The organism is Tychonema sp. LEGE 06208 (assembly GCF_015207505.1).
GTDB lineage: Bacteria > Cyanobacteriota > Cyanobacteriia > Cyanobacteriales > Microcoleaceae > Microcoleus.
Genome location: NZ_JADEWT010000102.1, coordinates 1 through 23904 on the forward strand (window position 1 = coordinate 1; position 23904 = coordinate 23904).

Genomic DNA, 23904 nt, shown 5'->3' on the forward strand with positions numbered 1-23904 from the left:
ATCCATAACCAGATACCCTGCCCCCGCAAGGCATTCGTGGAGAGATCGCAATTTTAGAATTTTGTTCGAGTTCTAGTGATTCACCTGCTGCAAGTAAATCTAAAATCTAAAATCTAAAATCTAAAATCGACTTACCCACTAATAAAGTTGCCCGCTATTCTAGCTTAAAGACTAACCCTTACACTTAAGCTTCTCTGTAAAGGTCTATGAATCCTTCTGCATCTTCCACCAATTATTCTTCTGGCGACGTGATAGATGTCGCTGTTATCGGCGGTGACAATCACCATCAGGAATGCTATTCTCCCCCTCCCTCTTCTCCTCCCTCTTCTCCTCCCTCTTCTCCTCCCTCTTCCCCTCCCTCTTCCCCTCCTGCGGCATCTCCCTCTAGCAGTGCATTGATCGCGACCCAGGCAAATTTTTCCGACATTCTCGCCCTCCTAAACAAGCAAAGTTTCACAGTAGTAGTTAAGGAAGTAGAAGACAAACTTAAAATTGTCAATCAAACCTTGGGGATGCTCGACAATATCCTTGAGAGCGAGGGATTTGATGCCATACTCAACGAGATGTTGCAGTCGATTACCCGCAAAACAGGAGAATTGCTCAATGCCGATCGCAGCACGATATTTTTATTAGATGATGAAAAAAATGAACTCTGGGCGATCGTCGCTAAAGACGAAAATGGTAAAAACCTAGAAATCAGAGTTCCCGCCCACGTAGGTATTGCCGGAGAAGTAGCCACAGACAGAAAAGTGGTTAACATTCCTTACGATTTTTATAACGACGAACGATCGGCTAACGCCAAAAAAACTGATGAAAAAACGGGCTACCGCACTTATACAATGCTGGCAATGCCCCTCATCAATGAAGTAACAAATGAGTTAGTAGCAGTCGTTCAACTGATTAATAAACTCAAACCGAACCACGAAAATTACCATACTTTTGACGAACAAATCGACAGGACAGGATTTACAGAAGAAGACGAACAAGTTTTTAAAGAATTTGCTCCCTCAATTCGCCTAATCCTAGAATCTTCTAAATCTTTCTACGCAGCCACTCAGAGACAGCGGGCGGCCACGGCGCTGATGAAAGCCGTAAACGCTCTTTCTAAGAGCAGTCTAGACTTAGAAGATACCCTAAAAAGGGTGATGGATCAGGCTCAAGAACTCATGAATGCCGATCGCAGCACCCTCTGGCTGATCGACGAAGACAAAGACGAACTGTGGACAAAAATCCCGATCGCCGGCAACCTGAAAGAAATTCGCATACCCAGAACCGCCGGTTTTGCAGGCCAAGTCGCCCAATCCAGCCAACCCCTGCTGATTCCCTTTGACGTGTACGACGATCCCCGCGCCGCCACCTCCAAAGAAGTCGATCAAAAATCCGGCTACCGCACTTGCAGTATGCTGTGTATGCCAGTATTTAACTCCGACAAAAAATTGATTGGAGTTACGCAGTTAGTCAACAAAAAACGACAAGGAGAATTCCCTCCCTACAACCCGACAGATTGGCCGCACGCCCCCGAACAGTGGAAAGCGAGTTTCAATCGCAACGACATGGAATTTATGGAGGCGTTTAACATCCAAGCCGGAGTCGCCCTGCAAAACGCCAAACTGTTTGCCGAAGTCAAACAGCAAGAACAAAGACAAAAAGATATGCTAAACGCCCTGACTAACGGCGTGATATCTACAGATAAAAAAGGCAATATAGTAGCGACAAATCCTAGTGCCAAAAAATTACTCGGCGTCAGCGATGCCGCGTTAGCCGAAGGCAAATCTTTGCGCGAGTTAATTAAGTTAGAAAAAGGCGATTTTCCCAAGTGGTTCGATGCATCTTTGAAGCCAGAAGACGATAACGATCGCCAGCAGTATTACCCGGATCAAATTTTGCTCTCCTTTGAAGGAGAAGCGCAGAGTATCAATCTCTCGATTAATTCAATGACCGACGCTACCGACCCCAACAAGGTCAACGGCGCGTTAGTCGTCATGGAAGATATCAGCAGCGCCAAACAAGTCAAAAACTTGATGTACCGTTACATGACTCCAGAAGTAGCCGAAGCGCTGTTAGCTTCAGGGGATACAGGATTGGGCGGCAAGCGCAAAAAGGTTTCGGTGCTGTTCTCAGACATTCGCAGCTATACCACACTTACGGAAAAATTGCAAGCCGAAGAAGTGGTAGTCATGCTCAACAAATATTTTGAAGTGATGGTAGATGTCGTATTCGAGTACGGAGGCACTCTCGACAAATACATCGGCGACGCTCTGATGGCAGTTTTTGGCTCTCCAGCGCCCCTGGAGGATCATGCTTGGTGCGCGATGCAAACCGCCGTGAAAATGCGGGCAAAACTCGACGAGTTCAATGCCGATCGCACGGCACACGGTGAATTGCCCATCAGTATCGGTATGGGCGTGCATTCCGACGAAGTTGTCAGCGGCAACATTGGCAGTAGCAAACGCATGGAATTGACTTCGATCGGAGACGGCGTAAACCTCGCCTCTCGCTTAGAAGGTGCAAGCAAGCAGTACGGCACCGACTTGATTATCAGCGACAATACTTACAAAGATTATAAAGATCGGCTCTACGTGCGAGAACTCGACTTTATTACAGTCAAAGGTAAAAGCGAACCCGTCATCGTTTACGAACTTGTCGGCATCCGCGAAGGATGCTCCCCCGTTGGCAAACCCCTGACAGAAAAACAGGAAAAAATTGTAGAACACTACAACAATGCCCGCGAATATTACAAGATACCAGTCACTCAAATACTCTCCGAGAATGAAGTTAAAAACATCTTAGATAATGTGGGGGAAATGCCGGAAGCAGAGATTAAAAAACTGTCCTACAATGTCGAGCAACAGTTGGAACAGGAACTAAAACAACTGTTATATCAAGTCAAAAAACTGTCAGATTACAATCCCAAAAATCTGTCGCAAGCCGACAAACTTATCGTGCTGTTGCAGCCAGAAATTGAACTGCTGAAATTGGAGGGACTCAAAAATCTGTCGGAAGACGAAGCAAGAATGCTGATCCAAGCAAAAATCAAGCCGCTTTCAGTCGAGGAGATTCAATCCTTGCAAGAGGGTGAAGTCAAAAAAGTGTTGGAAGCAGACATCTTAGAACCGTCAAATCCCCAAATTAAGAGGCTCAAACCCGCACAAATCAGGCAACTATTGCAGGCGAAAATTAAAAGTCGAGCCTCTGCAACAGTTGCAGAAATGTTAGATGAGGAATTTCCAAATCTCGGACTCGATCAAGTGAAAAAAGTGTTGAGCGAGTTTAAGAAAGCCTTGGAACCAAAAGCCAAGCAAGCTTTTAGAGACGCGGAACGCGAATTTAACCTCGTTCTGGAAGTTGACCCCAAAAACAAGGCAGCTAAATTGCACGTCGATCGCTGTAAATTATTTCAGCACAGGTTTTCGGACGTACTAAACTGGGACGGGGTGTGGAATCTCACAGAAAAATAGCAGCGGCGCTTAGGCTCGGATAGGGGGCGATCGCGATCGGGAGTACGCCCGCCCTTCCATCCCACCAGTTAACCTGAATATCGTGTTAGAGCAATTTTAAATAAGCTCCAACGGGTATTATTGTTAAATAAGCCGACTTCAACTCGCTTGCCTCGATGCAGCCCGATGCCCGCGTTTGGCGCTACCTGCTGCAACAAACAAAGCTGTTCTACCGTAGGAAGAGCTTAAAAAATAGTTAGGACTTGCGCCAGCATTGCCCAGTTTCTGAGAAAAATTTGGGCCAAAGGCGACAAAATATCCGCTCAGCAACCGGGTTTTTGACTGGGTGCCCGAAAGTCTTAATAGCGTTGGCAGATCCTAAAATCAACTTGCTTTCATCAATAAATCAACGTTCTAGTCTTAGATATAGAAAACTACTAGCATTAGTTATGGATAATTGGAATTCGCAATCGGGAGATATTGAGTCGGTAGAGCAGATTTACCAACTATTGCTAGAGATTGCTCGCAGCTCACTGTCAGATATCCCCAGAATCCCCGAAAACATTACTCTAAAGTCTCTTCCCCTGCTCCAACAATTACAAAGCATTCAGCAAAGGCCCCAGGAACAAGCATTTAAATCTGATTATTTTTCAGTAAACGACCTCGAATGGGTGGCTCAAGTCCGCCAACTGCTCGAAGAACTGATCGGCGAGTCTTTGTCGGAACGACCCAAAATGCCGGAAAACATGGCGGGTAGAGCTTTGAGTCTGGCAGATAAGGCACAAAGTATCAAAGAAACAATTGAAGAAAAGGCAGCCTGCGGCCCCACAGAGGAAGATGAGAGTTCCTTGGAGCCTCCAGACGTGCTGCTGAATCTCTTGCACCAGAGTTTAAAAACTCAGCGCGCCAAAAGCTACAAACCCGATGCTCCCGAATGGCAGCAAGTCTTGAGCCTGCTAGATGTAGTGAAGTCAATTTACAAGCAAATTCAAAGTTAAATTCAAGCTTAACTCAGGCCGGTCTTTATGGTGCGCGATCGCTAGCTATTAAAGGCGGTTGCTCTTTGAGAGAATTTTTTTTGCTGTAGCCCGAACATTTCAGATTATTGCCTTTTTGTCAACTAAACTAGGTTTAATCGGTTCTAGGGCAAGCAGAGCATGAGCGGACAAAACATCGGGGATTTGTCAGGAGAAATATTAGCCGATCGCTATCAGTGCGATCGGCGACTCGGCAAGCAAGCAGGAAGGCAAACCTTACTCGCCCGCGACTTAAAAACCCAACAGCAAGTAGTAGTCAAACTGCTCTCATTCAGCAGCGATTTTAACTGGGAAGACTTAAAACTGTTCCAGCGAGAAGTCGAAACCTTAAAATCCCTATCCCATGTCGCAATTCCCCAATATCTAGACTCCTTTGAAATCGACACCCCCAACCGCAAAGGATTCGCCCTAGTTCAGACTTACATCGAAGCCAAATCCCTACAAGAATATCTTTCAGACGGGCGCACCTTCAGCGAAACTGAAGTCAAACAATTAGCTACAGCATTACTAGACATCCTCGCCTACCTGCACCAGCGACAGCCTCCGGTGATTCACCGGGACATTAAACCCAGCAATATTTTGCTCAAAAATCGATCGGGAAACAGCGTCGGCGAAGTTTACCTAGTCGATTTTGGTGCAGTTCAAACCCTAGCCACACAACAGGGAAAAACAGTCACCGTTGTCGGAACCTACGGCTATATGCCGCCAGAGCAATTTGGCGGGAGAGCAGTTCCCGCTTCCGACTTGTACAGCTTGGGAGCAACATTAATCGCCTTAATTACCAAGCAGCATCCAGCCGATTTGCCGCAAAAAGATTTGCAGCTCGAATTTGAGCAAATTACCCAACTGAGTCCCAGTTTTACCAATTGGCTGAAGTGGATGACAAATCCGAGTTTAGAGCGCCGTCCCGCCTCAGTTCAGATCGCAAAAGAAGTTCTAGAAAAACCACAGCAAATCAATAAATATTCCCTGCCATTGAGACAGGGAAAAACTGTGAGTACCGGCAAATTGTTCTGGAATGCGATTTGGCGCAGCACTTTGACAGGAACTCTAGCTGTAGGATCTTATCTAGCAGCTAGTGTGATATTTATGTCTATTTTTAGTTCGATTAATCAGAATTCATTCGATGAGATAATTATGTTTTTTCCAAGTCTGGTTTTTTTTATCGGCTTGCTTCCGGGATTAGGGAACGGCATCATTGTAGGAATCGTGACGCGCTTGTGGTTTTTCCCCCTAACTAATCCCAAACTTCACCGACAAGTTTTAAATGCAATTAGTATCGTCTGTATTTCGACATACTTCGTCTTGGCGCAGATGAGACGAACTTCGAGTTGGGGGGATACTATTTTATGGGCGCTTGTAACCTGTATAATGCCAATATTGTTAATGCAGGCAAGTAACAAGTATTTTTCCCAGTGGTATAAACAAGAAAGTCAACTGTAATTTAAAATTTATATAAAGTAGGTTGGGTAGACCTTCGACGGAGTTTATCCTGAGCGTAGCCGAAGAGTTCAGAAACCGGGATAGCGAACCCTACGCTTCGCTCCGCCCAACACTCTATTTTAAATAAAAAGTTGGTTTCGCAACCTCAACCCAACCTACATATTTTGGCTTTAACTAAAGTTAACATTAAGGTGAAAAATATGACGGCAAAAGTATTAGCAGAACGCTACGAAGTGCAGCGGCAACTTGGCAAACAAACAGGCCGCCAAACTTTGCTGGCTCGCGATCTTCAAACTCAAGAATTAGTTGTCATCAAACAGCTATTCCTCGGCAGCGATTTTGAATGGCAAGACCTCAAGCTATTTGAACGGGAAGCGGAAACTTTAAAAGCACTTTCTCACTCAGCAATTCCTCGCTACCTCGACTACCTGGAAATTGACGAACCAGACAACAAAGGATTTGCCCTGGTACAGACTTATGTAGAGGGGAAAAATTTGGAAGACCATTTGCGTTCCGGGCGTACTTTTAGCGAAAGCGAGGTGAAACAATTAGCTAAATCGCTGTTAGAAATTTTGATTTATTTGCACGAGCAAAATCTGCCTGTTATTCACCGCGATCTTAAACCCAGCAATATTTTACTGCACAGCAGATCCGGTCACTCGGTGGGACAAGTTTATTTAATTGATTTCGGTTCGGTGCAGAACCAAGCTGCAAAATTTGGCGGCACAATTACAGTCGTGGGAACTTACGGATATATGGCACCAGAACAATTTGGCGGGCGATCGGTTCCGGCTTCTGACCTCTACGGTTTAGGCGCAACTTTAATTTATTTGGTAACGGGTTTGCATCCTACGGAACTGCCGCAGCAGGATTTGAGAATTCAATTTGCCGATCGCGCAGCGCATCTCAACCCAGATGTAATAGATTGGCTGGAGTGGATGACAGAACCTAGTTTGGACAAACGGTTATCTTCGGCTGAGGAAGCATTGCGATCGCTCAAAAATCCCCGCCCGACCGACAAAATTATGGCATTGCAGCCGCAATGCAGCGATATTAAACTGACACAAACTTCGGAGTTGATAAAAATTATAATTCCACCGCAGGGAGTCGGTTTTGGTTTAATTGCCATCTTTGCGGGTTGGATTCCTGCGAATCTCAAATTATTGCTAGAGTTTGTTGATGGGCGGACATATCCGGTACTTAATCTAATATCAATAATTTGGTTGGTTACGGTACTAGCAATGTTTATATGTGCGCTATTTAGGGAATCGTGTCTGAGAATCGATCGCCAGAAAATCTCCTATACCAGCCATCTGCTAGGGTTGAAATGGAATAATTCCATGCCAATCCCCAGACAGGACATTTGTCAATTGGAAATTGAAGAAATTGGAGACAAAGCTTCTCAGATGATTGTTCGAGCCGGCAACCAAAAATATCGACTGGGAGTGAAGCAGGGACTAAGTAAATCAGAAATCGAGTGGTTAGCAACAGAAGTAAGCCAGTGGTTGGGATTGAAAATTATAAGAACTTTGACAGACGGTAAAAAAAAGATATCGATGTGAAAATATCTCCTTCGCCCAAACAAACCATTCCCCTCTTAAACTGTGGGATGAGCGTCCCGCCCGTCCACTCTATTTTTTGTGGAATGGGCGTCCCGCCCGTCCGCTGTATCTTCTCGCCCTCCGGCCACATTCTCTCAATCTGGTGCAGCATCGCTCCCGATCGCCCGTAAAATGCTATCAAAGGGATTTGGCAAATAGCCCTCATCCCCGATCGTCTGTTAACTTGGAGGATATTATTGTGGACTTATCGCTAATTCCGGCACAGCCAAAACCAGGACTGCTCAACGTCCTGATCGAAATCACAGCCGGTAGCAAAAACAAGTACGAATTTGATAAAGAGATGCAAGCCTTTGCTCTCGATCGAGTGCTCTCTTCCTCAGTCCAGTATCCCTGCGACTACGGCTTCATACCCAACACCTTAGCCGACGATGGCGACCCCCTCGACGGCATGGTAATGATGGACGAGCCTACATTTCCAGGCTGCATTATCGCAGCTCGTCCGATCGGAATGCTAGAAATGATCGACGGCGGCGACAGGGACGAAAAACTGCTTTGCGTTCCCGACAAAGACCCCCGCTACGCTCACTATAAGTCCCTCAAAGACGTAGCCCCCCACCGCTTGGACGAAATAGCCGAATTTTTTAAGACCTACAAAAATTTGGAGAAAAAAGTCACAGAAATTCTGGGTTGGCAAGATGTCGATCAAGTCATGCCCTTAGTCGAAAAGTGCATCGCAGCCGATCGTAAATAAGCAGCATCCGCAGCGCAAGTAAAAAGCATTTTTTTGTTTGAGTGCTCTCTCGGCTCGCCTATTCTACAAGCAAGCGACCGGGGAAAGCACGCATTAAAGCTTTCGCCTTCGGTACTCCGGGCAAATAAACCCCTAGCCCCCACTCCTCCACTGCAAGCAGACTCAAAATTCAGCAAGCCGAACTTAAGGCGACGGCTGCACGTCTAAAAATGTAGTAGAGGAATGGTTGGCTAGAATATCAAACAGTTGCGAATGCCGAGCAGGCAGGGGATTCCCCAAAAACCCCCGCCTGCTAAAATGTTGAAAAAAATACTACTCGTAGAGTAAGATCGATAGCAAATTCTAAGCAAACGGGCGAGCGCATTCTACGTTTGAGAAAATTTTACTCGGTTGGTTTCGGGATCGAGCGTTTTATATCTCAGCAGATAGGTAAAAACTAAACACTAAACACTAAAAATAAAAATCTCAATTGCCAAGTTCCTGCGCTCAAACCTAAAAAAAAATGTCAGATTCTTCCCCCTCTCAAGCAAATTCACAGCCTTCCGATAACAAAGCCACTAGCTCAAACAGTCCTTTGACTGAGTTTTTAGTTCAGTTTTGGGGCGTGCGGGGCAGCATCGCCACCCCCGGCACCAAAACAATTCGCTACGGAGGTAACACCTCTTGCGTAGAAATGCGCTTGGGTAAAAAACGCCTGATTTTTGACGGCGGCACGGGTCTGCGAGTTCTGGGGCTAAACCTGCTGCGACAAATGCCGGTGGAAGCTTATATGTTTTTCAGTCACACTCACTGGGATCACATTCAAGGCTTCCCGTTTTTTACTCCTGCTTTTATTCCGGGGAACTGCTTTCACATTTACGGAGCGATCGCCCCCAACGGCACTACAATCAAACAGCGTCTTGCCGATCAAATGCACCACCCCAATTTTCCAGTTCCCATTCAGGTGATGCAGTCAGAACTCAAATTTAACGATTTGACGCCAGGGGATATTCTCGAACTCGACGATGTGAAAATAGAAACAGCACTGCTCAATCACCCCAATACTGCGATCGGATATCGAGTTACTTGGCAAGGACACACGGCTGTCTACTGTACCGATACAGAGCATTTTCCCGATCGCCTCGACGAGAATGTCGTACACCTAGCCCGCGACGCCGACGTGCTAATTTATGATGCTAACTACACCAACGAAGAGTATTACGACTTCAAAAACCCGAAAGTCGGCTGGGGACACTCGACTTGGCAAGCAGGAGTAGAAATAGCAAAAGCTGCGGGAGTCAAAAAAATCGTGATGTTTCACCACGATCCTAGTCATGACGACAATTTTCTCGATCGTGTCGAAGCAGACGTGCAATCAGTTTTTGCCGATAGCTGCTTGGCCCGCGAAGGCATGACCATACCAGTGATTTAGGCAACAAATCGAGTCCGTGCGGGCTGCGAAAAAAACCGCCTCCAGACCGCAAAAAATAGCAGCCTGAAGGCATAAAACACCATGAACCACAAAATTCACCTCAAGCGTCGCTTTCGTGGCTGGCTGAGGCTTTACTCAACGTTGCTAGTGTTGATAATTGTCTGTTGTACCGGAGGTGGATGGATGGCAGCACAGACTGCCGGCTCCCACACTCCCGCGCTCCTGGCTCAAATTTCTACAGTGGAAGATATCGGCACTGTCGATCGCATTCCCGAAGCCTACCAACTCGGACAGCAACTGTACCTCGAAAACTGCGCCACCTGTCACATAGGTTTACCGCCCCAAGTATTGCCAACAGAAACCTGGCGCAGGTTGTTGCAAGACCCCGAACACTACGGACAAACCATCAAACTGCTAGTAGACCCGCCCCGCCTCCTAGTGTGGAACTACCTGCAAACTTTTTCGCGTCCCCAAGCCAAAGACGAAGAACTCGCCTACCGAGTCGCCAGTTCTCGCTATTTCAAAGCTTTGCACCCCAAAGTCAAAATGTCACAACCAGCAAATCTCAGCAGTTGCGTTACTTGTCACCCCGGTGCATCTCAATACAATTTCCGCAAGCTTACCCCGGAGTGGGAAAACTCCCCGTAGTAAAAATTAAGTTCGATCGTGGGAAAGAGGCGGACAGTCGTCCTCACATACAAACCTGTCAATATTAGTTTGTAGTGAGGACTTTATTCCTCTAAAAAGCCGGAATAAAGTCCGCACTACAAACCTGTCAATATTAGTTTGTAGTGAGGACTGTATTCCTCGGAAAAAGCCGGACTAAAGTCCGCACTACAAAACTATTTCCCTAGCCAGTATTCCGCATCCCCGCAGCAATACCATTAATCGTCAACAGCGCACCCCGCAACAATTCACCCTTGCTGTAACGCGAGTGAATCACCCCCGGAACTCCGCCATTACCGTGCTGCCGCAAGCGTTTCAGCAGCGAAACCTGCAACAAACCCAAAGGCACAATCGTGGCATTTCGCAACTGTACAGATCGCTGCAAAGACGGATCTCCGTCTAACAAATGCTCGTGTCCGGTAATAGTTAAAACTAAATCCCGAATCAAGTAAAATTCCGCCGCAATTTGCTCGTATAAAGCCTTGAAACGCTCCCTGTCCGCCGGCAAACCTAACTCTCGCACGTAGTGATCGGCAATCTGTAAATCCACCTTAGATAAAGTCATTTCGACCTTAGAAATTACCATTCTAAAAAATGGCCACTTCAAGTAGAAATATTGCAAAAGTTTTAAATGTTCTTCCGGTTCTTCCAGCAAAAACTCTTGCAAAGCTGTGCCGACACCGTACCAAGAAGGCACTAAAAATCGGCTTTGAGTCCAGCTAAACACCCACGGAATTGCTCGCAAACCGCTGATGTCTTTCTTTCCGCCGCGACGGGCCGGACGAGAACTAATTTGCAACTGACTGATTTCTTGTATCGGGGTAACGTGATGGAAGAAATCAACTAAATCCGGCTGTTCGTAAATTAAATGACGGTAGTGCGATCGCGATTTGACCGACAATTCCTCCATAATCTGATTCCAAGGGTCGATCCCGTCAAAACCAGCGTGCAGCAAGCTAGCTTGAATTACCGCCGCCGCCACAGTTTCCAAATTGTAAAGCGCCAACTCCGGTAAAGAATATTTAGAAGCCAAAACTTCCCCTTGTTCGGTAATCTTGATTCGCCCGCTAATACTCTTTCCTGGTTGAGCCAAAATCGCCTTGTAAGCAGGCCCGCCGCCACGCCCTACAGAGCCGCCCCGGCCGTGAAAAATCCGCAATTCCACACCGTGTTTTTCGGCCACCGCTTGCAAAGCTTTTTGAGCTTTCTGAATTTCCCAATTGCTGCTGAGGAAACCAGAATCTTTATTGCTGTCGGAATAGCCCAGCATCACCTCTTGCAATTTGATTGGGTGGATTTGGTTTGGTGGATTTTGTTCGCTCTTTTCCGCTACTTCCTGGGCGTATCCTCCCGCTAGCAAAGCCCGATAAAGCGGCAGATCGAATAGCTTCTGCATTACTTCTGGAGCTTTTTTCAAATCTTCGACGGTTTCAAACAGGGGCACTACTTGAATGGTGCTAATTCCTGTCGCGGGATCGTACATTCCCGATTCTTTTGCTAACAGCAAAACTGCCAGCAAATCGCTGACATCGTGGTTCATGCTGATGACGTAAGTTTGACAAATTTCTGGGCCAAACTCCTGCTGCATTTGTCGCAAAACTCGGAAGGTATTAATTGTCTCGCAAGTTTTGGCAGAAAATGGCAGTTCTGTGGGAATTAAAGGGCGACGAGTTTGCAGTTCGGTGGCGAGCCAAATAGTTCGCTCGCATTCCGACATTTGATTGTAAGATTTGGGCAAAATTTGCAAGTATTCCGCAATTTCGCTCAAAGTGTCGGAGTGTACTGTGGACTCTTGGCGGATGTCTAGGTAAGCCAAGTTAAATCCGTAAATTTCTACTTGACAAAGCAGATTTTCTAAGTCCCGACAGCTCAAACCTGTTTCGACTAAATTGCGTTCGATTAACTGCAACTCTGCTAAAAACTCAGCGCCCGATCGATAAATGCCGGTCAAGACTGGTTGTTCCGACAAAGCTTCGCGCTCGCGCTGCGACTCGTCTCCTTTGTACAGCCGCCAATTGCGATCGCGCGTATTTTCCAGTCGCTGCAGCACGTAGGCCAGCTTCAAGCGGTAAGGTTCTTGACGGTAGCGGATCGCCCACTGTTCGTAAACATCGGGAAATTCCGATTTGTCGCGATCGAGAGAGTCGAGCAATTCCGGCAATACGTCGCTCCAGTGCAGCGACAAACTCAATAATTCGTTGAGCCGCTTCACCGCATTGATATACTTGCACATCACTAAATGGCGCTGATAGCAAGCAGTTTGCCAAGTAACTTTCGGGGTAACAGAAGGATTACCATCTCTGTCGGAACCCACCCAAGAACCGAACTTGCAAAAATTGTAACTAGGCGGTTTCAGGTAAGGGTAAGAAGCGTGCAGCGCTTGCTTTAAGCGGTGGTAGAGTTCGGGAATAGCATCAAACAGCACTTCGTCGAAGTAGTGGAGAGTGTACTCCACCTCGTCAAGCACAGTTGGTTTGAATTGGTGCAGCTCGTCAGTACGCCACCAGAGGCGAATTTCTTCCATCAGTTGCTCTTGGAGATTCGCCGCTTCCCAGCAAGACACCGGATAGGGGCTTTCAGAGTTCGCGCCCATTCCCTGAAATTTCTCGTCAACTTGGTCTAGTTTTTGGAGAATCTTCGCCATTCGCCGCTGCTTGGTGCGGATCGTGTTGCGGACAATTTCCGTCGGGTGAGCGGTAAATACTAGGCGGATGTCCAACTGATCGATCAAGCGCTGGATTTGCTGGCTAGGTACGTTCAAGCGCAGCAGCATGGGGAACAATTCGTGAAATGTTCCGGCGTCTTTGGTAATCGCCTCGCTGCTGTCTGCACCGCGAGGAGCCGTTTGGGCTGGGCCTTCCCTGTGCCGCGGGCGATCGGGCGCATCTTTTGCTTGTCCCGGCAGCTTAGCAAACATTCGCCCGCCAGCGTCGTTGCTGCCAGTGTAAGCTAGCTGTTGGTCTCGCTGTTCGTAGTGCTGTTCGACAATGTTGATCAACTGAAAATACAGCGCAAAAGCCCGCGCGGCCCGGATGGCGGCGTTGAGATCGAGCTTTTCGATTAGCTGTACCACATTCGATTCGCGAAAGTTAGTGGCTTGTCCCTCGGAGGAATTGAACGATCGCATTTGTTGGAGCAAATCTACCAATTCCTGCCCGCACTCCTGTCGGATCACCGATTTCCACAAGTCCTCTACTACTTTGAGGCGATTGCGTAGAAACAAATCTGATTTTGAGTAAGCGGCAGAATGGGGAATAGATGTTGCATCAATAGCCTGTTCTGAAGATTGGAGGACTGAACTCATCGGGCTGTTCCTCAATTGCTGCGGGTTTCTAGAAAATTGTATGGTTTAGTTTCGCCTAAAATTCTTTTCTTTGCCGTCAAATTTGAGACAACTTATACAATTTACGATTTACGATTTGCGATTGCTGATAACTTTTGACTGTCAGGCTTTGGATCGGCGACAAGATGCCTTTCCTTCTGTTTTGAAACTAATCATCTGGTGCGAAGGTACGCTATGCAGAAGCCACCTATGTATAGAGCCTTTCTGTGCTCTCATAGGAGGTACCCGACGGGCATAGGGCATTGAGCATTGGGCATTGGGCATCTTGTCCGAAGAGCGAAGTCGAAGGGTGGGCAGTGGCCAAACAGGGCATACCTCACCACGCTGGAGAACCGCTATAAAATAGGAGCAAAGACCAATTTCAATATCACAAACTTTACCGATTGTCAAGCTTTCTGGTAAAAAAATTAACTGCGAGCTTCTGTCGGGCTGTCTACTGCTGCGATCGAGGAAATTGGAGCACCGGGAGGCGCGATCCCCGAAATACTTCTTCGCTTTCAATGCCGATGGACCGCACAAACTCAGCAGCAGCACTGGCCGCCAGCAAGCCGCCCAGCATCGGTAAGGCGAGCGAACTCAATAAAATATCTGAGGGAATTGGTAACTTTGGACTGTTGGGTGTTTGATTTTTGGGCAAGTCTTGGTTTTCCGACGGCATAAATTCTCCTGTATTATTTATTAATTATCCCCAGTTTACAGCAGAAGGAAGGAGGCTTGACTCGTCACCGGCCAGGTGAGCAAGAGCCGACTTTTTTCGCAGCCTGCAAGCCAACAAGAGTCTGCACCAAGTCCAGCCGACGAATTAATCTCGCGAAACGGTTTACACTCGGCAAAGAAAATACTTGTATGTAAAACTTGTAAACTGTGCTATCTGTAGAAAACAAAACCAGCCTTGACGAAATTTAAAGTCCCATGTTGAATGCGAACGGGAGTATATTGGCAGACAATCGATCGGCCGCGTCGCAGTGGGCGCAAGAAGCTTTAGGGCTTCCTGAAGTGCAGGTACAAGCTCGTTTGCGCGGAAATCATCTGCATATTCTGTGCGAAGCAGCGCAGTGTCCGTCTCAGGAATTGGTGACGGCGAGATTTACGCGCGCGATCGAACAAACTGATTTAACGCGACTGTTGCCAGAGCAAGCTAAAATTTACCAGTTGTTTCTGTGCGGACGCAAACTCGGTTCCAGACAAAATGATTGGACAGTCCGGCTTGATTGCAGCAGTATCAAAGAGCAACAGCGACAGCAGCAACAGCAACAGCAACAGCAACAGCAACAGCGACAGCAACCAAAAGTTTCCCCAGTGGCGCAAGCAAGTCCCCCCGACGGCGAACCGCCAACAAGTCCTAAAAAGGGCGGATTCTTTGGCAAATTCAAAAATGACAACGGCAAACTAAAACAGAAACCTGAACCGGTAGAAACCCCGGCCCAACCGCCACAGGTGCGGGAAGAACTCGATTTTGACGTAGAAAGTCTCCCCATCGCCTCCCGCATTGAATATCCAGAGGTTTTTGAAACTGCTCCGGTGACGATCGACACTTCGGCCGCAAAAGAAGCTTTCAGTACCCCAAAAGCCCCGCACAAGCCGGAAAAATCATCGACAGTGCAAGGAAACCGAGGCGCGGTGGCTTTAATTCAATCCCCCGAAACAGACTTTGGCGACAGCGATAGCGGTGGCACGTTGACGGTTTCGCCGGAAAGTTTGGCGCGCTTGGGCTATCCAGATGCGATCGCCAGCTATCTCAGCGAAATCCTCGGGCCGATGGGAGTTTCGGTGAAAGTCAGCATTCGCGAAAAAGAACTCAAAACCAGCCGGGAAACGCTGCAATCGAATCCAGAGGAAAATCTCAAGCCCAAGAAACGGCGGCTGCTGGTGCTGTGCGAGTCAGCCTACAGCCCAGACCCCTCCTTGCTAGCAGAACCGATCGCCGGCAGGCTGCGGAAACTCAAACTAGAAGGTTTCGTAGAAGCAGCCATCGGCAGCCAAGTTGCAGGCGAAGCAAAGCCGGACTGGGTGCTGCGGGTGGATTTGACCCCACCGGACACAATTCTCAAAGAATGGGCTCGCTGGGGAGACGTACAGTCGATCGCCAAACTGCTCAACCAACACTTGGCGACATCGAGAGTCGAAGTGCGCGCCACCCTCAAAGAAGCAACCCTGCATTTGTTTTGCAGCAAAACTGCCAAAAAAGGACAAAAACTTAAAAGGCAAGAGTACCCAGACAAGCAGCCAACCACCGAGGCGATCGCCCCAATGCTTGCCTCCTTCGCGCCCCAAGGCATCCGCGCCGCTGCGATTTACGGCGTCGAACCAGTAACCGACAGCAAGACGGAACCAGAGTCGCCGGTGTGGATCGAATGGGTGGACTTGCCTGCAGCCCACCACCCAGACTTAGCTGCCAGCCCCAGAGCATTGGCGGCCGAAGGCGACCAATTAGCCTTGACTTTTTTGCTCAACAGGTTTCTCAATCCCAATCTGAAGCGCAAGCTCGAAACTGGAGGGATTCGGGCTGTGGCCATGCACAAAGCCAACGTGCTGCACGTCATGACTGAAGCTCTGACTTGCCCTTCTCAATCGAAGGTAGGGCCGCCGGTGGTTAAATTTTTGCGGCAGCTACAAATTCCGGGAGTGGCTGCAGTACGAGTCTACGGACGCCGTGCCGGGCAGAAACTGCCTTTGTGGCGCTACGGAATCGACCTCCGGGCGGCAGTTGACGAGCCATCAATGCAGGCTCCGGCGATCGCACCGGCTCCCTCGCAACTGGCGGTTATGGAAAAGGAAGCGGTGCCGGAATTTGCGGTGGCGGAAGATGGCAGTTTTTCCGATTTGGCCGACAATTTGGTGTTTGATGCTCCGGCTGCTGACTCCTGGCGCAGCGGCTTCAAAATCGCGCTCCCAGGATACAAGCTGGGCGAGCATTTTGTTCAAGCTGCAGTGCAACCGCTTGTGGCTTCGGGTTTGTTTGTTCTGGGCGGCGGTTTGTCCACTGTGCCGGTGCGGGATGGTGCGAAAGCCGATCGCGCGGCTCGAAAGGCTTTGACTTGGGCGATCGCCGGTTGTCTGCTGACTTTCAGTACCGATTGGTTACTCGGTCAGTTCCTGCCATCTGCGACGGTTAGTCAAGCTCCTAGCGCCTCGGAAGTTTGCAGCGACCCGAATTGTCAAAATTCCTCTCCCAAGCCTTTTAGCGACGCTCAAACCTCGCTCTCTAGCGCCGAATCTCCTAGCTCAGATACCTCTGCTGGAGAGGTAAATTTGCCTCAAATCCCGTTGGAGCCATCGCCCTTACCGAATCAGGAAGAGGCTTTCAACGGTTCTGGGTTTACAAAACCGGGGAATAATAGCGTTCCTGTAGCGGATGTTTCTACACTTCCGGTGTTCCCGACTTTGAGAAGCGAGCAGCTAGACAAACAAATAGCGCGCTATCAAGAGTACATCCGCGAACACCAAAAACCGCCGGATATCTTGATTGTAGGCAGTTCGAGGGCTCTGCGGGGGATTGACCCGGCGGTTTTGGAAACTGCTTTGGCATCTGGGGGTTATCCGGGGCTGAAGGCTTACAATTTTGGGGTGAATGGGGCTACTCTGCAGGTTGTAGATTCGATCGTCCGTCGGATTTTGCCGCCGCAACAACTGCCGAAATTGATTGTGTTGGCGGATGGGGCGAGGGCTCTCAACAGCGGGCGGCCGGATTTGACTTTTAGTGCGATCGCTTCTTCGGAAGGTTACAGACAATTGTCTCGGGGCAGTTTTCTTGTCCGCACCACTCAATTAGAATCTCCAACATCAAAAGAAACCGCCAGCAATCCGGTGGCGACTGCGGGTGAATTGGTGCAGAATTTGGAACAAAGTCAAGTTAAGGTTCAGCAAATGTTGAGTCAAAAGTTGATCGAGAGTTCTGCAACTTACAAAAAGCGCGATCGGCTGAAGGAGTTTTTGCGATCGATCGCGAATCCCTCCGCCCCTATTGCGATCGCCACCCCCCAAACCGCTGGAGAGAAACAAACAACTGAAAAACCCCAGCCTGTTGTTGCGGGTAAAAAACCAAGCGATTTTCAACCAAACGGCTTTTTGCCGATCGACATACGCTTCAATCCCGATACTTACTTTCAAAAACATCCGAAAGTATCTGGCTATTACGACTCCGACTATCAGGATTTTCAATTGTCAGGGGAACAAACTGTAGCACTCAAAAATCTGATCGAATTTAGTAAAGTTCGCAACATCAATCTCGTGTTTGTGAATATGCCCCTAACTGTCGATTATTTAGACCCAGTGCGGGCTGCTTACGAACAAGAATTCCGGGAATATATGCAACAATTAGCAGCTCAAACCGGACTAATTTTTCGAGATGATAGTTTATTGTGGCCCCAGGCGCGGGAATCTTTTTCCGACCCCAGCCACCTCAACCGTTACGGTGCGGTTGCAGTTTCTAAGCGGTTAGCTCAAGATCCGATGATTCCCTGGCCGGCGAAGAGGTAATGAAAGAGTTTTGAGTTATTTTAGAAGTTAGCTCGTCTCCGCTGTCGCTACCGCACTAAACTTCGTTCGATCGACAGCAACGTGAGTTTTCCTCAAAACCAGAGGACTTGCACTCCTCTCGATGGAACCTCTGAATTGCGGGTAATTTAGGAGCGAAAACTTAATAACTTGGCGTTGCTGAATACAAATATGAATTCAAGATTTCCCAATTGCTATAAGCCAAGTATGGTGAGCTTTGTAACATCAAGCAAAAAGTTGATTCATACGCCAGAATCAGCAACGCCTTTTTTTTTTTACCGCAGAGGGCGCAGAGAGCGCAGAGAGAAGAGGGAAGAGAGGTATTATGGTAATGTCAAATCCAGTACAATCAGCACGATCGAATTTCTCTCCCCTTTCTCTGATTCCTCTGCGTTCTCTGCGGTTATATCTTTTAGATATTAAATCTGGCGTTGCTGAATACAAATATGAATTCAAGATTTCCCAATTGCTATAAGCCAAGTATGGTGAGCTTTGTAACTTCAAGCAAAAAGTTGATTCATACGCCAGAATCAACAATCAACAGTCAACAATCAACAATCAACAGCCAACAGCCAACAGTCAACACTCAACAGTCAACAATCAACAGTCAACAGTCAACAGTCAACAATCAACAGTCAACAGTCAACAATCAACAGTCAACAGTCAACAATCATGTCGATTGTACAACTGGAATCAATATAACTCCTGCGATGCGACAATCTCAAAACTATCATTTCCCGCAGCGGAATACTAAACATGAAAAGATTGACATTTCCTAAAATTAGCAAAAATATACAGATAAAAAGTCCCCGAAAAAATCTGCCTTTAATATTTTTTATATTATCTCTAGCATTTTTCCTGTTTAGTTTGTATAAAGGTTTATTTTTACATTGGGCTTTATCAGCGCCGCCCCCCGGCAAAGAACAAACTAGCCAACAGCAAGATCTACAACCTTTCGATCAAGTTGTCAAAGATGCCCAAAAGTTAGAGGGATTGTTTACCCTTTACCGCAATCAAGCAACTAATAAAGTTTATCTCGAAATTACACCGCAACAACTAGACAAAAAGTTCCTGTGTTTCGTGACATTGGCCTCTGGTTTGGGGGAAGGTGGCATTTTTAGCGGATTGCCGATCGGCGATTTCTTGTTTCAACTGCGGCGAGTCCAAAATAACGTGCAGTTTGTCATACCCAATATTAATTTTCGCACCAGTCCGGGCGATCCGCAAGCGGGTTCGGTGGAAAGGGCATTTAGCGAGTCTATCCTCTATTCTTTGCCGCTCAAAAGCATTCATCCCCAAAGGCAAACTCTGCTGATCGACTTAGGCGATTTGCTGATGAGCGACAAGCGCGATTTACCTGGGATAAAAGCAATTTTACCGATGATTTTGGGCGCTTCTTACTCGATCGATGAAGACAAATCTTATTTTAAAGATGTGAAAGCGTTTCCGCTGAATGTAGAAATTGCTTCTATGTACGGTTTTTCCAGCGATAATGACAGTGCGGTTAACTATTTACCTTCGATTCCCGACAGTCGGGCTTTTAACCTCCGCATTCACTACAGTTTCTCGGAAGTGCCGATTAATAATGGCTACCGCCCCAGACTTGCAGACGAGCGAGTTGGCTATTTTCTGACAACATATAAAAACTTTTCTGACAAGAGCGGCCGCGATCCTTTTGTGCGCTATATTAATCGCTGGCATTTGCAAAAGCAAATCCCATCCGCGCCGATGTCGCCTCCGGTGCAGCCAATCGTGTTTTGGATTGAAAATAATGTGCCTGTAGAGTACCGAAATGCTATTCGCGAGGGCATTTTGGAGTGGAACAAAGCTTTTGAAAAAGCTGGTTTTATTGAGGCAATTCAGGTCAAACAAATGCCGGACAATGCTAAATGGGACCCAACAGATGTCCGTTACAATACTATTAGGTGGTCTAGTTCTTTTGAGTCGGATTTTGCAGGCATTGGGCCGTCTCGCACTAACCCGCTGACGGGGGAAATTTTGGATGCTGACATTCTGTTGGATGCTGATATTGTCCGGCAAATTAAACAGGGCTACGGCTTTTTGGTGGAACAAAATCGATCGCTAGCGAAGAGTTTTCAAGGGAAAAATGGCTCTAATACGAGTCCTTGTCAGTTCGGAATATATTCGCGTTATTTGAATGTTCTAGAAAATGGGGATTTGGGAAAAAGCAGTGGAGAAAATTCTCAAGGTGGAATTGCTGATGATTTGCCGACTTTGGTGGAAAGATATCAAGAGCAAAAACGAGATCCCTTGTCGCGCTTGATGTCGAGTTCGGATATGTGTTTTGGGTTGGAATCGAGCAGGCAATTTGCGATCGGGGCAATGTCGGTGAATCTGTTGGACAATGCACCACCTAGCAGTACGGCGACGGACAATTATGTGAATCAATATATCCGATTTTTGACATCCCACGAAGTCGGTCACACTCTCGGTTTGAGGCACAATTTTCACGGCAGTACGATGCTGCAACCGGATGAGTTGAACAATACTCAGATAACTCGCACTAAGGGTTTAACTGCGTCGGTGATGGATTATCTGCCGATTAATTTGGCACCTCCGGGAACTGTGCAGGGCGACTATTATCCAACGATTGTAGGGCCTTATGACGATTGGGCGATCGAGTACGGTTACAAAGTTCTTGGGGGCACAAACCCCAACAGCGATTTAAGGGCGCTGCAACAAATTGCCAGCCGCGCGGGGGAACCGCAATTAGCTTACGCGCCGGATGAGGATACTGTTGACAATCTCGATCCGGCTGCTAATACTTTCGATCTCAGCGGTAATATGCTGACGTATTCGCAATGGCAAATGGATAATGCTAGGGCGATGTGGAAGCGTTTAGAAAAGCGAATTCCGGTTGGGGAAGAGGGTTATAACGAACTGCGGGTGATGTTTGATTCGCTGTTTGGGTATTATGTCAATCAGGTGATGAATGCTACTTTGTATGTCGGCGGGCAGTCGTTTAATCGGATTCGTCCGGGAGATAGTAATGGGAAATTGCCGTTTGTGCCGATCGCACTTTCTCAGCAGCGAGAAGCTTTGGCTACATTGGACAAGTACGTATTTGCCCAGGATGCTTTTAGTTTTGCGCCGGATTTGCTGAATAAATTAGCACCTTCGCGTTGGGATCACTGGGGAAGTCCGGCTTTGGTGTTTCCTCTAGATTACCCGATCGGCGATCGAATTACTTTTTTGCAGCGGTTTGTACTGCGGGTTTTGCTATCTCCCACGCGACTGGCGCGACTGCGGGATGTCGAGTTAAAATCAGCACCGGAAACTGCTTTGAGGTTGCCGGAATTGTTCGATACTTTGCTTCATGATATTTGGAAAGAGGTTTTGCAGCCGGAAAAGAAGATGCAAATTTCAACTTTTCGGCGTTCTTTGCAGCGGGAACATTTGGCAATTTTGATGGGAATGGTGCTGCGAAAAACCAGTGCTCCTGAAGATGCGCGGACTCTGGCGTGGTACGAGTTGCGGCAGTTGCGGGAGGGTTTGAGCAAGAGTATTCGGAATTTGGATCGGAATGCGGATGCTTATACGCGGGCTCATTTGGAGGAAACGCGCGATCGAATTTCTAAGGTTTTGAATTCGCAGATTCAGTCGAATTAATTTGGGGGTTCAGAAACCGGGTTTTTTAGGATAATATTTCGTTGTAGTGCCAGATTTGGTCAAAAACCCGGTTTCTGATCTGGGAGTGCGTAATTTCTGATTTATTAATTGGATAGTTGTTGATACCATAAAAAATTATGACAACAAATACTTCCAACAAACATCATCTTCGATTAACGCTATTTTGGGCATTGCTGGGCAGTCTAGGAACCTTGGCATTATTTCCTTATGCGCTGTCTCTGAATCCACCATTGGGGCAACTACCTGCACCATTACCTGTTATAGCCATCACCTCCGCCCTTCAGACTGGAATTCTTTTGATTCTCCTGAGTTGGATTGGACTGCGGCTAGGAAACTCCATGGGACTCGATACTCCCCTGGCTCGCGCGCTGGTGTATAGACAGCCTTTTCCCACCCTTTCTCAATCTGCTATCAAAACGGCACTAATAGTGGGTGGCATCGGTGGAATCTTCTTAATTGGATTGAGTTTAGCGTTTAAACCTTGGATGCCTTCAATGAGTTCACCAACTCAATTAAAGATTGACCTCTGGAAACGCCTCTTAGCTTCTTTCTACGGAGGCATTACCGAAGAACTATTGCTGAGACTATTCGGCATGACATTAATTTCATGGCTGCTTTGGAAGCTGTTTCAGAGGAATCGATATAAACCTAGCGGGTTAATTTTTTGGCTGGCAATTGTGGCGGCGGCGATTTTGTTTGGTGTGGCTCATTTACCAGTCGCAGCTAATATTTGGGGACTCACCCCAATCGTCATTTTCCGAACGATTTTGCTCAATGCCCTCTTGGGGATTCCCTTTGGATTTTTGTACTGGCGCTGGGGGTTGGAATATGCGATGTTGTCTCATTTTGTTGCTGATTTGGTCTTCCAGGGAATTGGAGGAAGTTAGAACAAAAAGGTTCAGGCGATCGCAAATTCAGTAAAGGGGCGCTTACTGGGATGCTGAAAACCTAGAACAATGTTTTCGGGAGGAACTCCAGCATCTAATAAGTCGTTGGCGATGCCCTGTTTCGTCCAATCTTCTTCGATCCAAATTTTTCCTTGCTCAATTTTGAGGTAAACTGTCACTCCAAAATCTCGCCGCTTGCCATCCCAACCAACATGAAACCAGAAATAACGATCGCGATCTCGATCGAAGGAAACACATTCCTGTACGCCAATTTGATTCGCACCTGCCGCCCAATCTCGATATTCGGACAGTATTTTTTCGATAATTTCGCGATACTGATTTAGCTGATCCATTGTACGATATCCTCTTCATCTATGTTGACAACAAACATTTTGATTTGAGTCGCTCGCACCAGAAAATCGATGCCCTCACGCCTGAAAAAATTGTTGTATGTAATGTCATCAATGGCTAGATAGAGTTCATATTCTGGTGCAGTCTTTTCCACGAGCATTTGATAGAGCTTATATCTGCCTACTGCCAGATGAAAATCGGTCATTAAGGAGCGCCCTACAAAACATTCGATATTAACAACAATTTTATGACCTTCTCGTTCAGCAGCGATCAATCTTGCATCAGCGATATCCGCGGTTAGATCGATATCTTCGCACTGAATTAGATAAGGATCGGCTGCGCTCCTCCAATTGTCTTTAATCAGGGCTGATTTTACAGCGTCATGATAAAGATCTCTGGCAGACATAGGGTTATACCTCCACATTTATGTTAATGTTTAGAGATGCTTATGCGTGTTGTAAAGATTGACCGAATAACTGCGGCTGTGGCAAGGGTTTACCATCAGCTAGGGTCGCTTCAGTGAGAAGTTCCAACACCTCGCGGGCATTTTTTAATGCGTCTTCGTAAGTATCCCCGTGAGTATGACAGTAGTCTCCCCATTCGGGAAAACTAACGACATAGCAGTTATCCTCATCTGACCACTGAATAATAATGGTGTAATGACTATTCATCTGTTTTCTTCCTCAATTTCAGCTAGTTGCTTGAGAGCGTTGTCAACATCTTTTTCCTGGTAGAGCTTGGCATCATTGCCGTCTTTTCCTGAAAGGGTTAGCTTTCCCGATAGCAGAGGATGCGACCATTTGGTATGGCTAAGCTGTTGCTCATATATATTGTGTATGGCGATTGAGGGGGAGAGGGGGAGAAGGGG

Annotated in this window: 18 protein-coding genes; 12 read left to right on the top strand and 6 right to left on the bottom strand. The window is 47.2% G+C overall.

Features of this window, described 5'->3' with window-relative positions; translation table 11 throughout:
* The first annotated feature begins 206 nt into the window (after nt 1-206).
* From IQ263_RS22080 to IQ263_RS22110, 7 genes are all read left to right on the top strand, one after another.
* Nucleotides 207-3458, top strand: a complete 3252-nt coding sequence (locus IQ263_RS22080; protein WP_194070313.1) for a GAF domain-containing protein — start codon at nt 207-209, stop codon at nt 3456-3458.
* Nucleotides 3459-3886: 428 nt separating this feature from the next.
* Nucleotides 3887-4435, top strand: a complete 549-nt coding sequence (locus IQ263_RS22085) for an inorganic pyrophosphatase (RefSeq protein ID WP_194070314.1) — start codon at nt 3887-3889, stop codon at nt 4433-4435.
* A gap of 159 nt (nt 4436-4594) precedes the next feature.
* Nucleotides 4595-5917: a serine/threonine protein kinase gene (locus IQ263_RS22090; protein WP_194070315.1), complete on the top strand. Its 1323-nt coding sequence runs from the start codon at nt 4595-4597 to the stop codon at nt 5915-5917.
* A gap of 200 nt (nt 5918-6117) precedes the next feature.
* Complete coding sequence (locus tag IQ263_RS22095; RefSeq protein WP_194010967.1) at nt 6118-7479, top strand: serine/threonine protein kinase; 1362 nt, start codon at nt 6118-6120, stop codon at nt 7477-7479.
* A 238-nt stretch (nt 7480-7717) separates the two neighbouring features.
* On the top strand, nt 7718-8230 hold the full coding sequence (locus IQ263_RS22100; protein ID WP_194070328.1) for an inorganic diphosphatase: 513 nt from the start codon (nt 7718-7720) through the stop codon (nt 8228-8230).
* Nucleotides 8231-8732: 502 nt separating this feature from the next.
* Nucleotides 8733-9641: an MBL fold metallo-hydrolase gene (locus IQ263_RS22105; RefSeq protein ID WP_194010966.1), complete on the top strand. Its 909-nt coding sequence runs from the start codon at nt 8733-8735 to the stop codon at nt 9639-9641.
* 81 nt (nt 9642-9722) lie between these two features.
* The gene (locus IQ263_RS22110; RefSeq protein WP_194070316.1) at nt 9723-10289 is read left to right on the top strand and encodes a diheme cytochrome C; all 567 of its coding nucleotides are present in this window, start codon (nt 9723-9725) and stop codon (nt 10287-10289) included.
* 202 nt (nt 10290-10491) lie between these two features.
* On the opposite strand, the gene ppc is transcribed toward IQ263_RS22110, so the two are convergent.
* Nucleotides 10492-13611 carry a phosphoenolpyruvate carboxylase gene (gene ppc, locus IQ263_RS22115; protein ID WP_194070317.1) on the bottom strand — a complete coding sequence of 1040 codons (3120 nt, stop codon included), beginning with the start codon at nt 13609-13611 and terminating at the stop codon, nt 10492-10494.
* 472 nt (nt 13612-14083) lie between these two features.
* Nucleotides 14084-14308: a hypothetical protein gene (locus IQ263_RS22120; protein WP_194070318.1), complete on the bottom strand. Its 225-nt coding sequence runs from the start codon at nt 14306-14308 to the stop codon at nt 14084-14086.
* Nucleotides 14309-14562: 254 nt separating this feature from the next.
* On the opposite strand from IQ263_RS22120, the gene IQ263_RS22125 reads away from it, so the two are divergent.
* From IQ263_RS22125 to IQ263_RS22145, 5 genes are all read left to right on the top strand, one after another.
* Nucleotides 14563-18129, top strand: a complete 3567-nt coding sequence (locus tag IQ263_RS22125; RefSeq protein ID WP_194070319.1) for a hypothetical protein — start codon at nt 14563-14565, stop codon at nt 18127-18129.
* A gap of 349 nt (nt 18130-18478) precedes the next feature.
* Nucleotides 18479-18622, top strand: a complete 144-nt coding sequence (locus IQ263_RS22130) for a hypothetical protein (RefSeq protein WP_194070321.1) — start codon at nt 18479-18481, stop codon at nt 18620-18622.
* A 7-nt stretch (nt 18623-18629) separates the two neighbouring features.
* Nucleotides 18630-18926 carry a hypothetical protein gene (locus IQ263_RS28825; RefSeq protein ID WP_228050262.1) on the top strand — a complete coding sequence of 99 codons (297 nt, stop codon included), beginning with the start codon at nt 18630-18632 and terminating at the stop codon, nt 18924-18926.
* On the top strand, nt 18904-21777 hold the full coding sequence (locus tag IQ263_RS22140; protein WP_194070323.1) for a zinc-dependent metalloprotease: 2874 nt from the start codon (nt 18904-18906) through the stop codon (nt 21775-21777). Before IQ263_RS28825 ends, IQ263_RS22140 begins: the two co-directional genes overlap by 23 nt.
* 137 nt (nt 21778-21914) lie before the next feature.
* Nucleotides 21915-22685, top strand: a complete 771-nt coding sequence (locus tag IQ263_RS22145) for a CPBP family intramembrane glutamic endopeptidase (RefSeq protein ID WP_194070324.1) — start codon at nt 21915-21917, stop codon at nt 22683-22685.
* An 11-nt stretch (nt 22686-22696) separates the two neighbouring features.
* On the opposite strand, the gene IQ263_RS22150 is transcribed toward IQ263_RS22145, so the two are convergent.
* From IQ263_RS22150 to IQ263_RS22165, 4 genes are all read right to left on the bottom strand, one after another.
* Complete coding sequence (locus tag IQ263_RS22150; RefSeq protein WP_194070325.1) at nt 22697-23038, bottom strand: XisI protein; 342 nt, start codon at nt 23036-23038, stop codon at nt 22697-22699.
* Nucleotides 23026-23442 carry an element excision factor XisH family protein gene (locus IQ263_RS22155; RefSeq protein WP_194070326.1) on the bottom strand — a complete coding sequence of 139 codons (417 nt, stop codon included), beginning with the start codon at nt 23440-23442 and terminating at the stop codon, nt 23026-23028. Before IQ263_RS22155 ends, IQ263_RS22150 begins: the two co-directional genes overlap by 13 nt.
* A 40-nt stretch (nt 23443-23482) precedes the next feature.
* The gene (locus IQ263_RS22160; RefSeq protein WP_194070327.1) at nt 23483-23707 is read right to left on the bottom strand and encodes a type II toxin-antitoxin system HicB family antitoxin; all 225 of its coding nucleotides are present in this window, start codon (nt 23705-23707) and stop codon (nt 23483-23485) included.
* Nucleotides 23704-23904: hypothetical protein (locus IQ263_RS22165; RefSeq protein WP_228050263.1), on the bottom strand; the 201-nt coding region annotated here is incomplete at its 5' end. The genes IQ263_RS22160 and IQ263_RS22165, both read right to left, overlap by 4 nt.